Genomic DNA, 12,705 nt, shown 5'->3' with positions numbered 1-12,705 from the left:
AACAAGGATGGAAAAAACGTCACGGAACATCAAAGCTCGTATGGGTTTGGAGTTGGAGTGTAAAGGCTGGGAACAGGAAGCTGTGCTGCGGATGTTATCGAATAACCTGGATCCTGATGTGGCAGAAAAGCCGGAAGAACTTGTCGTATATGGCGGCATTGGGAAAGCTGCCCGTAATTGGGAATCTTTCGATGCAATCGTAAAAACACTGAAAAGGTTAGAAAGTGATGAGACGATGCTTGTCCAATCAGGTAAACCGGTTGCTGTTTTTAAAACACACCCTGCAGCTCCGCGCGTGCTTCTGTCCAATTCAGTCCTCGTCCCAAAATGGGCGAATTGGGATCATTTTCATGAACTTGATAAAAAGGGGCTGATGATGTACGGCCAGATGACAGCCGGAAGCTGGATTTATATCGGTTCACAGGGAATTTTACAGGGTACTTATGAAACATTTGCGGCTCTTGCCAAAAAGCATTTTGACAGTTCCCTTAAAGGAACAATTACACTTACAGCGGGATTAGGTGGCATGGGTGGAGCACAGCCGCTTGCTGTCACGATGAATGGAGGTGTAGTTATCGCGGTCGAGGTCGATGAACAACGAATCCAGAAGCGCCTACAGACAAAATATTGCGATAGAATGACGGATTCCCTTGATGAGGCAGTCCGATGGGCAGAAGAGGCAAAACAAAAGGAAGAAGCGCTATCTATCGGTCTGCTAGGAAACGCGGCTGAAATCCATCATGAACTATTGAAGCGAAATGTCGAAATCGATATTGTGACCGACCAGACGTCCGCACACGACCCGTTAAATGGCTACGTCCCGGCAGGTTATTCCTTGCAGGAAGCGGAGGAATTACGGAAAGCTGATGAAAAGCGTTATGTGACACTTGCTTCAGAGTCGATGGCAAAGCATGTGGAATCGATGTTATTTTTCCAGAAAAAAGGTTCGATCGTCTTTGATTACGGAAACAACATACGACAGGTAGCAAAAGATTATGGAGTAAAACATGCGTTTGACTTTCCAGGATTCGTACCGGCCTATATCCGGCCGTTATTCTGTGAAGGAAAGGGGCCGTTCCGTTGGGCAGCATTATCAGGCGATCCGGAAGACATCTATCGTACCGATCGTTTGATCAAAGAGCTTTTCCCCGACAATGAACCGCTTAACCGTTGGATTGAAATGGCTCAGGAAAAAGTCAGCTTCCAGGGGCTTCCTTCCCGGATATGCTGGCTGGGCTATGGAGAGCGGGTAAAGATGGGGAAAGCCATTAATGAGCTTGTCCGGAACGGTGAGCTGAAAGCGCCGATCGTCATTGGGCGTGATCACCTTGACTGTGGTTCTGTAGCATCACCTAACAGGGAAACAGAAGCTATGATTGATGGCAGTGACGCAGTGGGAGACTGGGCAATTTTGAATGCCCTTGTCAATACTGCAGCCGGCGGTTCATGGATTTCTGTCCACCATGGCGGAGGAGTAGGAATGGGCTACTCCCTTCATGCAGGGATGGTTGTCGTCGCGGATGGAACTGAACTTGCTGAGGAACGTCTGGAACGAGTGCTTACGACAGACCCTGGGATGGGGATCGTCCGACATGCCGATGCAGGATATGACAAAGCTGTCCAAGTGGCTAAAGATAAAAATGTAGATATACCGATGCTGGATTAGACGGAAAGGAGTCAAAGCATATGAGACATGATGTACTTATTAATAACATTGGCCAGTTGCTTCTTCCGAAGAATACCGAAACTCCTTTAAAAGGGGAAGCAATGAAGCAGCTCGAAACTATGGAAAATGCGGCGGTGGCAATTTCGGGAGGAAAGGTTTCCTGGTTAGGAAGCCATGAGGAGTCAAGGCAAAAAGAAGCAGACAGGGTTATCGATGCGGAAGGCAAGCTGGTATCCCCAGGGCTTGTTGATCCCCATACCCACCTCGTCTTTGGAGGGTCCAGAGAAGAGGAGATGGCTCTCAAACAGGCAGGTGTTGCCTATCTCGATATACTGAAACAGGGCGGCGGCATTCTGTCTACGGTTCAGGCAACCAGGGATGCAAGCGAAGAAGAGTTATTTGAAAAAGGGAAATTCCATCTGGAGCGGATCGCTTCCCACGGCGTGACCACGATGGAAGCAAAGAGTGGCTACGGGCTCGATAAGAAAACCGAGTTAAAGCAGCTGAAAGTCGTTAAAAAATTGAATGAGACCTCTAAGCTTGATATTACAGCCACCTTTCTTGGACCACATGCTATCCCTGAGGATTATAAGGGCAGGGAAGATGCTTTTCTGGATGAAATGATCGGCCTGCTTGATGAAATTAAGAAGAAAAACCTGGCCCAGTATACAGATATTTTCTGTGAAACAGGGGTATTTACGACCGAACAGTCCTTAAGGTTCATGGAGGCTTCTAAAGAAAAAGGCTTTGGAGTCAAAATTCACGCTGATGAAATAGATCCACTGGGAGGAACAGAGCTTGCTGTTGATATGGATGCTGTAAGTGCCGACCATTTGGTAGCGGCTTCTGACGCTGGTATTTCCAAGCTCGCTGACAGTAGTACCGTTGCGGTTCTTCTCCCAGGAACAACATTTTACCTTGGTAAGGATACGTATGCCCGTGCCCGGAAGATGATCGACAGTGGTGCTGCCGTCTCGCTTGCGACCGATTTCAACCCGGGGAGCTGTGTCACGGAAAACCTGCAGCTGATCATGTCGATTGCCGCTTTGAAATTAAAAATGACTCCGGAAGAAATCTGGAATGCAGCCACAGTCAATGCAGCACATGCCATAGGAATGGAAAAACAGGCGGGAACGATAGAAATTGGCAAGCCAGCTGATATTGTTGTTTGGGATGCACCAAACTATAAATATATACCTTACCATTATGGGGTCAATCACACTCGAACGGTTATGAAAAATGGTGAAGTTGTTTGGGAAAGAGCAGACAGCCATGTCTTTTAGTTACTTAAAGCCAGGAGAATCAGCGGTTTTTAAAGACCGGCATACAACAAAAGTGAATGAATGCGTGCAGCCATTCGTGGAGGGAAATAGTGGTGATATTGGCTTGATCGGTTTGCCTTCATCCAAATCGTCCATTTCCTTATCACGTGCTGCAGAAGCCCCTGCGACTATCAGAAGTGCCTTAGCCTCCTATTCTACTTATTCAGGAGAGCAGGAACGAGACTTTGCCGAAAAAAAGATATTAGACTTCGGTGACGTTCCTATTCATCCAACTAGTATAGAAGAATCGCTCGAGAGGATGCGGATCAGCATCGAAGAAATGCTCGAAAAGGAAGCCTGTGACAGATACATCATGCTTGGCGGTGACCATGGCATCAGTTTTCCATCCATTTCCGCATTCAAGGAGCACTATGGCCGGGTAGGCATTATTCAATGGGATGCCCATCATGACCTTAGAAACCTTGAAGATGGAGGGCGTACAAACGGAACACCATTCAGGAGTTTATTGGAAGCGGGAATAATAAAAGGAGAAGACCTCGTCCAGGTGGGCATTCGCGATTTTTCCAATGCCAAGGCATATCATGATTATGCTCGTGAACAGGGGATTAAAGTCTATACAATGGACGACATCGACCAGTATGGTTTGAATAGAATTATAAGTGAGCAGTTAACGCGATTAAGTCAGCAAGTCGATATGATTTATTTATCCGTTGACATGGATGCCGTCGACCAGGCATTTGCCCCCGGTTGCCCGGCTATCGGTCCCGGAGGCTTGACCAGCAGGGAGCTGTTATCCAGCGTCCGTCTGGCAGCACAGCATGAAAAAGTGAAAGCGATGGACATTGTGGAAATCGATCCTTCTAAGGATGTGCGCGACATAACCAGCCGTCTCGCAGCCCATGTCATGCTCCGATTCATATTTTAAAATTAGAAATAGCAAACTACAGTTTAATAGCCTAAGAGAAATAAGCGAAGTTCCCGATAGGAGCTTCGTTTTTTTGTGGTCAGAATTTACTGATTGGTGTCTGCGAGTTACTCTTTGAAAGGCTGCATCCAGCTCCAGCTCCCCCCCTCGAGGTCTTAAGCCATTCCTCTCTGTGACAAAGATTGTCAAGGCGAGGCTTGTCTTAAGCTGGACGGGGGGTGAACGAGGCGCTTCCACTTTTGTGTAGTCTTAAGAATTATTTAAGCTTCTCTTAATTGGAAGGATAGATTTGTTTTTTATGATACATCTAGACTCGAAAAAAGGGAGAGGTTTTTATGAAAAAAATTACATTTTTATCGGTATTATCCCATCTCTGGATACAATGGATCATGCTCGGCAGCATCCTGCTCGATACCTTCATGGTCTATCCGAACATTTTCCACGATATTCCCCAGTCTTTTAAAACGGCAATGGCTTTTATGGAAGTTGCCAGCCCGCACACTTATTTTCCGCCGCTGGGGATGGCCAGTATACTAACCGGGATTCTCGCATTGATTCTTGCATGGAAAGTTAAGCCGGCCAGGTATTGGATTTTGTGGAGTATGGTAATGATTATTTTCGAAGGAGCAACTTCCATCCTTTTTGAATGGCCGCGCAATGAAATCATGTTCATTGAAGGAACAACTGTTCATTCGATTGAATTTTTAAAACAAACCGCACAGGAATTCCTTGTCATTCACGGTTTTAGGGTTGCTTATAATGTCATTGGATCTGTTTTGATTTTCATCGGTTTTCTGAAATTCTATGAGCAATTAATCTTAAAGAAAAAGGAAATCTAGCAGGGGCTAAGGAATGATTATATGTGATACTAAAGAGTGTTTTTTTACCTCCATTTGCAACATTTAATTATTTATGAAAGGAAGATGCTTATTGCGTTTTGAGATGAGGGAAGCAATAAAGATTCTGGAAAGGACACCGGTATCGGTCAGGAATCTTTTATCGGGATTGCCTGACGGATGGCTGAAGAGTAACGAAGGCGAAGGTACGTGGAATGCTTCTCAAGTAATTGACCATCTCATCGAAGGGGAAAAGGTGAACTGGATACCGAGGCTGGAAATTATTAACCAAGAGGGAGAAAACAAACCATTCCCTCCTTTTGACCGCTTTTCCCATTTGAATGTTATGAAACAGGAATCTCTCGAAAAGAGACTGGCAGAATTCCAACGTCTTCGTGAGCAGAACATTACAAAGCTGAAAGAATTGGTGAACCCGGAAACAGACCTGGAGCTAACAGGCATCCATCCTGCCTTTGGGACAGTAAAGGTAAGGGAACTGATAGCTGCGTGGGTGGTCCACGACCTTACCCATATTTCTCAAATTTCACGTGTTATGGCAGAAAGATACAGAGAAGATGTCGGGCCATGGGCTGCTTATTTAGGTATACTAAAAAAGGGAGAAAAGTAATTTCTTAATAGAAGTGGGGAAAAGGTATGAATGATTTACTAGCCTTATTTGAAAAGGAACTCCGTATCGTAGCGGAAGTGCCGGGGTTTACAAGGGAAGAAACAGACTATGTGGTCCGTCATGTTTCTAATCATGATGAAGGTGGCTACATCATTTATTCCAGCCTGCCGGAGGATAAAGTGAGGGAAATTGTCAGACAAGAGGTGGAATATTTCAAGGGGATCGGCCAAGAGTTTGAATGGAAAGTCTATAGCCACGATACTCCGCCTTATTTAGTAGATATTTTGAAGGAAAAAGGATTTACCATTGATGAGGCGGAAGCATTGATGGTATTGAAACTGGAAGGAAATAATGGTTTGCTTCAAACTGGCAGCTCTCCAGTAGTTGAGGAGATTACAAGTGAGGCCGGGATAGAAGACATTATTGCATTAGAGGAGGAAGTCTGGAAAGAGTCCCATGAGGATTTAGGCAACAGACTTATAAGAGACAAGCAACAGGACCCTGAATCCTTATATCTGTATGGTGTCTATGATGGGGATAAGTTAGTAAGCGCGGCATGGATGTATTTAGAGACGAATTCATCTTTTGCCAGTTTATGGGGTGGCTCTACATTAGAACCATACCGTGGAAAAGGGTATTATAGCGCACTTTTAGCGGAAAGAGCTAAGAAAGCTTATGAAAAACAGCATCCATATCTGATGGTGGATGCCAGCCCAATGAGCAGACCAATCTTAGAAAAATTCGGTTTCAAGTGTCTTGCTTATTCTTATGGCTGCCAGGCACCTGTGCGTTAAGGACCCCCCTTAAATTATGTGGTTCTTTTCAAAGCCGTTAAAAGCTTGTTGTTGGCTTTCACCAATCGCTTGCCGGCGGATGCTTGCCGCGGGCACGGCCTCAATCCTTCTTGGCTTGACCAAAGTGGAATTTCGGATCGCTCTGTTACCGCAGACGTCACCACCTCTCGCTGATCGTGGAATCAACAGTGGCCAATCTAAAAAGAGAGAACCTCTTATACTTGGAACTTTAAAATTTTTACTACGTCAAGGTTTTTGCAAAAATCTTATATTATCCTAACGTATATAAGAAAGTCACTCTTTTTTCTTTTCCAAGCAACCGATAAAAAAAGCTGTCGAGACTTTCTCGACAGCTTGAGAAGAAACCTCGAATGCGGAGGTTTCTTCTTGTACTTTACAAAACGCCTTCTGTCTTCAATTCCTGATATTCCTCATCGGTGAACGGACGGGAGCGGCTTAAAAAACGTTTTCCTTCTACACCCTCCAGTGAAAACATCCCTCCACGACCATCAACAACATCAATGATCAGCTGGGTATGCTTCCAGTAGTCATACTGTTTTTTATGGATGTAAAATGGACTGTCTCCGATTCTGCCTAGCAGCACATCCTGATTTCCGACGATCAGGTCTCCTTCCGGGTAGCACATGGGGGAACTGCCATCACAGCAGCCGCCGGATTGGTGGAACATTAGTGGACCGTGTTTTTCCTTCAATTGTTCAATCAGCTCAAGCGCTTTGTCTGTTGCTGTTACGCGTTCAACCATTGTATGTCACGCTCCTTTTTTAACACTTTAAGAAAGCTTAACTTTGTTAAAGTATAAGTAAAACTAAGGCCTGTCGCTATAAGAACTTAGCGACAAGCCAAATTTTTTAATAAAAGCCGAGTTTTTTCGGGCTATAGCTGACGAGCAAGTTTTTGGTCTGCTGGTAATGATCGAGCATCATTTTGTGGTTTTCACGTCCGACACCTGACATTTTATAACCGCCGAATGCCGCATGGGCAGGGTAGGCGTGGTAGCAGTTGGTCCAGACCCTTCCTGCTTCGATGCCGCGGCCGAAACGATATGCTGTGTTCATATCCCTGGTCCAGACACCAGCCCCAAGGCCGTATAACGTGTCATTGGCAATTTCCATCGCTTCTTCTTCATTTTTGAAAGTAGTGACAGAAAGGACTGGACCGAAGATTTCTTCCTGGAAAACCCTCATTTTATTATTACCTTTAAAAATGGTTGGCTGGACGTAATACCCTTCCGAAAAGTCGCCTTCCATGGAATTGCGGTCACCGCCGATCAGGCACTCGGCACCTTCGGATTTTCCGATTTCCAGATAGGAAAGAATCTTTTCCATCTGTTCAGAAGAGGCTTGAGCTCCCATGGCAACCTCTGGATCAAGTGGGTTGCCAGTCTTAATTTGTTTGACACGATCGATCGCTTTTTCCATAAATTTGTCATAGATCGACTCATGAATCAAAGCGCGGGACGGACAGGTGCAAACTTCCCCTTGATTCAATGCAAACATAACAAGTCCTTCAATCGACTTATCGAGGAAGTCATCATCTTCACGCATGACATCTTCAAAGAATATGTTCGGTGATTTACCGCCAAGCTCCAGGGTCACTGGTATGATATTTTGTGAAGCATATTGCATGATCATCCTGCCGGTAGTGGTTTCGCCAGTGAATGCGACTTTGTTGATGCGTGGATTGGAGGCGAGCGGTTTCCCAGCTTCCAAGCCAAAGCCATTGACGATATTAACAACACCTGGCGGAAGAAGGTCTTCGATCATTTCAAAGAAGTAAAGGATAGAGACAGGTGTTTGTTCGGCCGGCTTAAGTACGACGGCGTTTCCTGCAGCAAGAGCCGGTGCAAGCTTCCATGTTGCCATGAGAAGCGGGAAGTTCCAAGGGATAATCTGACCTACAACCCCAAGAGGCTCACGAAAATGATAGGCAACAGTATCCTGATCGATTTCACCGATAGTGCCTTCCTGAGATCGAATGACAGAAGCAAAATAACGGAAATGATCGACAGCGAGCGGCAGGTCGGCGTTTAATGTTTCCCTGACTGCTTTCCCATTCTCCCACGTTTCTGCGATTGCTAATTTTTCCAGGTTTTCTTCCATTCGGTCTGCAATTCTGTTCAATATAAGGGAGCGCTCCGTAACAGAAGTTTTCCCCCATGACTCTTTTGCTTTATGGGCTGCATCAATCGCAACCTCGACATCTTCCTCTGTCGATCTTGCAACCTGGCAGAATGCCTGGCCGGTAACAGGTGTGACATTATCAAAATATTGTCCTTTGACTGGAGGTGTCCATTTACCGTCAATGAAATTGTCGTAACGTTTCTTGAATTCAACCATTGATCCTTCCGTGTTTGGAAATGCATAAACCATGTACTATTCCTCCATTCACATTTTTCTTGATTGAAACCGCTTACAAAAATCTACAAAAAAAGAGATTCGTAGATTTTGGTTTGAGTCTATCACTCTGCCATAATAATGTCAATTATTAGCATTTTTAGTGGCTTTCTGGTTCTCACGGGGTATACAAATTCTGGTTCTCCTGGGGTGTTAAAAAAATAAAAAAAAGCCTTCTGCTGAACAGAAGGCGTGGGGGAAAGGAAGGTCACCCTTTCTACAACACTGTAACGCATAAAAGTAAAGAAGTAAATGAATAGAAAGTAGGAGTATTACAGTGAGGTAAGCAGAATTACTCACTTACATCTTGAGAGAGTACTTCCAAAACATAATTCCTGGTAGTTACAGCGGGCGCATTTTCTGTCGTCCTGCTGCATGGGGAATTCTTCAATGTCCAAGGGTTTGTTTTCGTAGATATCCGCCAAATAATGAGACATTTCAGTCAGGCTCATATTGAACAATGTTTCTACATTTGAAAGTTCAGAAGGTGATAACTGATGCTCCTTATGACTCCCATCAAGCAGGTATTCATTACGGATAACAATGTCATCGAGAGATTCGATATCGAATTTTTCTTTTAAGTAAAGCGCATATAGCGCTAACTGGTTACGATCTTCTTCGGAAGCCTTACCAGTTTTCCAATCAACTATGATCCACTTGCCAGTCTCACGATCTCGATAGACAAAGTCCATCACGATATAAATTTTGACGCCTTGCCTGCTCATATAACGGAAATTTTCCGATTCGACAAAATAAAATCGCTGCTGGTCCTGAATATCCTGGAAGGTACGGCTGTTCAGAAAGTTTCTCATGACTGCGCGCAATCGCTCTTGAATTTTGGAAACCTTATAATCTGGCAGTTGGTCATCCTGTGAATAATAGATTTCATGCAGCATGGTGTAATGCTTCGGCTTATCGAACCACAAATGTTCTCGTTTGATTGAATCTAAAAACCCCTGATTCAATTGCTTGCGAATCGTATTTACTAATTTATCTTCCGCCGGGATACTCCCGCCATTCAACATATGCTGGATCACCTGGTAAACTGTGTCATGGACGATACTTCCAAACAGGATTTCCAGACTGGTGATTTTTTTCAAACGGTAGGTATGCTTTGAGAGGGAATCAGCATCACGTAGCCATATTTTCGCGGGCATTCCATCAATGTTTTATGGCGGGAAATGGACCAGGATAATTCCGGATAAGGTTTTACTTCAAACATCTCATCACTCCAAATCGTTCGGTAAAAGCACATTTTAATTGCTGAAAGAAATTAATCCTAATTATAACATGGCAGCGCTGCAGCTATGGAAGAAGGGATAACAAAAAAGTCAGCAGACCACAAGCTGGGCAGCAATCATGGCAAAAATATAAGCTGCCGAATTACCTCGGCAGCTTTCCTGTTTTTATCAGCAGTATTTTTCATAGGCTTTGATAAGGTTATTGACGATTTCCTCTACGTCGTGATCCTCAATGTCTTCGCGCGGAACAAAGTGGACAACTTTTCCGTCTTTCATAAGAGCCATGGAAGGGGAAGAAGGCTCGATTCCTTCAAAGTATTCGCGCATACGGGCAGTGGCATCCCGATCCTGACCAGCGAATACAGTTACGAGTTTTTCCGGACGTTTTTCAAATGCAAGTGACTCCCTTGCTGCAGGGCGGGCGAGCCCTGCTGCACAGCCGCAAACGGAATTGACGACCACAAGTGCTGAATCATTCGTGCTTTTGACGAAATCGTCTACTTCCTCCGGGGTTGTCAACTCTTCAAAACCTGCGCGGGTCAATTCCTCCCGCATTGGCTGGCTCATTTGTTTCATATATTCTTCATAGGCGTTCATCGTGTTTCCTCCTTCATTGTATTAATTGTTTTTCCTCGCTTCTGTCATCTGGTGCCAAACAGAGCCTTTGGCTTCTTCGCCCCCTTGGATACGTTCCAGCGCCATTTTGGCTTGCATACGGACTTCGAATTCAGGGTCGTTAATGGTTTCCTTAAGGGCGGGAATCGCAGATTCATCACCGATTTCGTATAAAAACATAGCAGCTCTCCACCGGACAAGCTTGTTTGGGTCGGATAGAGACTTGATCATTTCGGGCGTTGCTTCTTCAAAACCAAGATCGGACAGACAATCGCCTGCCGTCCGTCTGACTGTAACGGATTTATCGTGCAGAGCTTTGTAAAGGTATGGGAGTACTTCTGGTTCTTCAATCATACCGAGGTAGGCTGTCGCAAGCCGTCTGATCGAACCCTTTTCGTCATCTAATGCTTTTTCCAAAACCGGGAGGTCTTTAAATGTCGGATTCATCCGATCGAGCGCTGCATAACGGACTTTCCAGTCAGGATCGTCCAGCGTCGACAAAGTAACCTCATGGGAAGACTGACCGTCTGATTTTTCCTCCGATGGTTCCTCCTCGAATGCCTGTTTCACCAATGACTGGAGACGACCAGCATCATAGCTGGCAGAAATTTCTTCTGCTACTTCCTGTCCGATTTCTTCCATCGAGCCATAACGGGGGTTCTGTTCGACCCACTGACGCTCCATCACCATGTTTGGGGAGGCGGGCGACGCTTCCATGGCTGCATTCATGAACATTTCCGGCAGGCCGACGCGTTTTTCTTCCTGGCCATCGTCCAGCTTGATTTGCATCGGAATGCCTCGGAACATTTGAATGAATACTTTTACCTCACCGAATGGATCCTCGGAAGGTGACGGCTCCTCCGGTTTTTCTTCCGTTGACGCTTCCTGGGTGCCCAGCACCTGCCTCACTTCGGGAAGCACATCCTCCCAAGAAGCACGCGGATTACGGTCGAGAGCGATAAAATCCATCACATGATAAAGACTCTTGACTCCTTCAATGCAAAGCAGGTCTTTAACATGAGCTGGTGCTTCATCGAGGTCATCGCCCTGTTTATAATTATAGGTTTGAGCTTGAGGAAGCTCTTCATCCAAGTTGATTTTCATCGAATTGGGGCTTGGGGTTGGTTCTATTGATACAATTTTCATCCTATTTCCCCCTCTCGTTCTTGTCATTCATGATGATTTTATCAAAATTAGCCGACACTATCCATTATTCAAATTTTTGTGGCTGGAAAGCTGCCGTAGTAAGATGGTTATATATAAGGATAGAAAGGATTTTATGTAATGACAATGGCACGGACATTGACGGTTGCCGGATCCGCTTCCCAGGGAAGTGCCGGCATCCAGGCAGATTTGAAAACATTTCAAGAGCTTGAAGTCTATGGGATGAGCGCTATTACAGCGATCGTTGCGAATAATTCTAGGACGGAGCAGGGCATCTTTACCCAATCACTGGATTCCATAGAAGCCCAGGTACATGCTTCACTGGAACATGTAGGGTCCGATGCCATCAAAACGGGCATGCTGTTCACCACAGAAATTATTGATCTGATAGCACAACTGATAAAAGATTCCGGGGTGAAAAAAATCGTCGTCGATCCAGTAATGATCGGTAAAATGGGATCGCAGTTATTAAAGGATGATGCCATTGAAACCATGAAAGAAAAGCTTTTCCCTTTAGCAAGCATCATTACGCCTAATCTGAACGAGGCAGGGAGGATATTAGAGGACAAGGTTCCGGAAGAGCCGGAGGAAATGAAGGAAGCAGCAAAAGCGTTGCACCAGCTTGGTCCGGAGTATGTGCTGGTCAAGGGAGGCTCTCTTACCACGCACCAAGCAGTCGATATTCTTTATGATGGAAACGAATTTAAGGAGCTTTATGCCGAGCGGGTGGAAACGATTCATACAAGCGGAGCAGGCTGCACCTACTCAGCAGCAATAGCAGCTGAGCTGGCAAAAGGCAGCTCCATGGAACAGGCAGTGGACTTTGCCAAGAATTTTGTCACCGAGGCAATCCGACACTCCCTTTCTTTTGGCAGAGGAATCGGCTCAACCAATCATGCGGCATACCGAAAAAATTATAAATGACACGAAGCATGCTGGAACATTGTTTCTTGAGAACTTCATCTTGGGAAAAGTACCTGGTTTTCCAGCAAACTGCTCTTCTTGCCTCAAGGAGCGAGTTACCCTTCCCTTTCCGCGGACGAGCGTCCGAGCTTCCTCGCGAAACCCACGCTCGGCGATCTCGGCTCCCTCGTTCTTCCGCAGGAGTGGAAGGGGGCTCGCTCCTGTAAATTCATTTA

The 12,705-nt window shown here is 45.4% G+C and carries 13 protein-coding genes; 7 read left to right on the top strand and 6 right to left on the bottom strand.

What is annotated here, in order from left to right:
* Positions 1–7 precede the first annotated feature (7 nt).
* From hutU to JOC33_RS04270, 6 genes are all read left to right on the top strand, one after another.
* On the top strand, positions 8–1,666 hold the full coding sequence (gene hutU / locus JOC33_RS04295) for a urocanate hydratase (RefSeq protein ID WP_205091176.1): 1,659 nt from the start codon (positions 8–10) through the stop codon (positions 1,664–1,666).
* 20 nt (positions 1,667–1,686) lie between these two features.
* Positions 1,687–2,949 (top strand): imidazolonepropionase, encoded by a 1,263-nt coding sequence (gene hutI, locus JOC33_RS04290; protein WP_205091174.1) that lies wholly within the window; start codon positions 1,687–1,689, stop codon positions 2,947–2,949.
* On the top strand, positions 2,939–3,874 hold the full coding sequence (gene hutG / locus JOC33_RS04285; protein WP_205091173.1) for a formimidoylglutamase: 936 nt from the start codon (positions 2,939–2,941) through the stop codon (positions 3,872–3,874). The genes hutI and hutG overlap by 11 nt, the downstream gene beginning before the upstream one ends.
* A gap of 335 nt (positions 3,875–4,209) precedes the next feature.
* On the top strand, positions 4,210–4,713 hold the full coding sequence (locus JOC33_RS04280; RefSeq protein ID WP_205091172.1) for a hypothetical protein: 504 nt from the start codon (positions 4,210–4,212) through the stop codon (positions 4,711–4,713).
* A gap of 91 nt (positions 4,714–4,804) precedes the next feature.
* Positions 4,805–5,338, top strand: coding sequence for a DinB family protein (locus JOC33_RS04275; protein ID WP_205091171.1), 534 nt, complete (start codon positions 4,805–4,807; stop codon positions 5,336–5,338).
* Between the two features lie 26 nt (positions 5,339–5,364).
* Positions 5,365–6,132, top strand: coding sequence for a GNAT family N-acetyltransferase (locus JOC33_RS04270; RefSeq protein ID WP_205091170.1), 768 nt, complete (start codon positions 5,365–5,367; stop codon positions 6,130–6,132).
* A gap of 394 nt (positions 6,133–6,526) precedes the next feature.
* On the opposite strand, the gene JOC33_RS04265 is transcribed toward JOC33_RS04270, so the two are convergent.
* The 6 genes from JOC33_RS04265 to JOC33_RS04245 form a co-directional block, all read right to left on the bottom strand.
* Positions 6,527–6,895, bottom strand: a complete 369-nt coding sequence (locus JOC33_RS04265) for a DUF779 domain-containing protein (protein WP_205091169.1) — start codon at positions 6,893–6,895, stop codon at positions 6,527–6,529.
* Positions 6,896–7,001: 106 nt separating this feature from the next.
* Positions 7,002–8,522: an acetaldehyde dehydrogenase ExaC gene (gene exaC, locus JOC33_RS04260; protein ID WP_205091168.1), complete on the bottom strand. Its 1,521-nt coding sequence runs from the start codon at positions 8,520–8,522 to the stop codon at positions 7,002–7,004.
* A 320-nt stretch (positions 8,523–8,842) separates the two neighbouring features.
* A complete protein-coding gene (locus JOC33_RS04255; protein ID WP_239533966.1) occupies positions 8,843–9,646 on the bottom strand; it encodes a PD-(D/E)XK nuclease family protein in 804 nt (267 codons plus the stop codon).
* A complete protein-coding gene (locus tag JOC33_RS20510) occupies positions 9,643–9,768 on the bottom strand; it encodes a hypothetical protein (protein WP_275576959.1) in 126 nt (41 codons plus the stop codon). The genes JOC33_RS04255 and JOC33_RS20510 overlap by 4 nt, the downstream gene beginning before the upstream one ends.
* Before the next feature lie 187 nt (positions 9,769–9,955).
* Positions 9,956–10,384 carry a BrxA/BrxB family bacilliredoxin gene (locus JOC33_RS04250; protein ID WP_205091167.1) on the bottom strand — a complete coding sequence of 143 codons (429 nt, stop codon included), beginning with the start codon at positions 10,382–10,384 and terminating at the stop codon, positions 9,956–9,958.
* Between the two features lie 21 nt (positions 10,385–10,405).
* Positions 10,406–11,548 (bottom strand): conserved virulence factor C family protein, encoded by a 1,143-nt coding sequence (locus JOC33_RS04245; RefSeq protein WP_205091166.1) that lies wholly within the window; start codon positions 11,546–11,548, stop codon positions 10,406–10,408.
* A gap of 138 nt (positions 11,549–11,686) precedes the next feature.
* On the opposite strand from JOC33_RS04245, the gene thiD reads away from it, so the two are divergent.
* A complete protein-coding gene (gene thiD, locus JOC33_RS04240; protein ID WP_205091165.1) occupies positions 11,687–12,490 on the top strand; it encodes a bifunctional hydroxymethylpyrimidine kinase/phosphomethylpyrimidine kinase in 804 nt (267 codons plus the stop codon).
* Positions 12,491–12,705 lie beyond the last annotated feature (215 nt).

Source organism: Thalassobacillus pellis, from assembly GCF_016908295.1.
In the GTDB taxonomy this organism is placed as follows: Bacteria; Bacillota; Bacilli; order Bacillales; family Halobacillaceae; genus Thalassobacillus; species Thalassobacillus pellis.
This window is presented reverse-complemented; position numbering and strand designations above follow the sequence as displayed.

What these genes read in the sequence shown, in the direction of transcription:
- hutU (WP_205091176.1), top strand. Translation starts at nt 8, where the DNA reads ATGGAAAAAACGTCACGGAACATCAAAGCTCGTATGGGTTTGGAGTTG.
- hutI (WP_205091174.1), top strand. Translation starts at nt 1,687, where the DNA reads ATGAGACATGATGTACTTATTAATAACATTGGCCAGTTGCTTCTTCCG.
- hutG (WP_205091173.1), top strand. Translation starts at nt 2,939, where the DNA reads ATGTCTTTTAGTTACTTAAAGCCAGGAGAATCAGCGGTTTTTAAAGAC.
- JOC33_RS04280 (WP_205091172.1), top strand. Translation starts at nt 4,210, where the DNA reads ATGAAAAAAATTACATTTTTATCGGTATTATCCCATCTCTGGATACAA.
- JOC33_RS04270 (WP_205091170.1), top strand. Translation starts at nt 5,365, where the DNA reads ATGAATGATTTACTAGCCTTATTTGAAAAGGAACTCCGTATCGTAGCG.
- JOC33_RS04265 (WP_205091169.1), bottom strand. Translation starts at nt 6,895, where the DNA reads ATGGTTGAACGCGTAACAGCAACAGACAAAGCGCTTGAGCTGATTGAA.
- exaC (WP_205091168.1), bottom strand. Translation starts at nt 8,522, where the DNA reads ATGGTTTATGCATTTCCAAACACGGAAGGATCAATGGTTGAATTCAAG.
- JOC33_RS20510 (WP_275576959.1), bottom strand. Translation starts at nt 9,768, where the DNA reads ATGTTTGAAGTAAAACCTTATCCGGAATTATCCTGGTCCATTTCCCGC.
- JOC33_RS04250 (WP_205091167.1), bottom strand. Translation starts at nt 10,384, where the DNA reads ATGAACGCCTATGAAGAATATATGAAACAAATGAGCCAGCCAATGCGG.
- JOC33_RS04245 (WP_205091166.1), bottom strand. Translation starts at nt 11,548, where the DNA reads ATGAAAATTGTATCAATAGAACCAACCCCAAGCCCCAATTCGATGAAA.
- thiD (WP_205091165.1), top strand. Translation starts at nt 11,687, where the DNA reads ATGACAATGGCACGGACATTGACGGTTGCCGGATCCGCTTCCCAGGGA.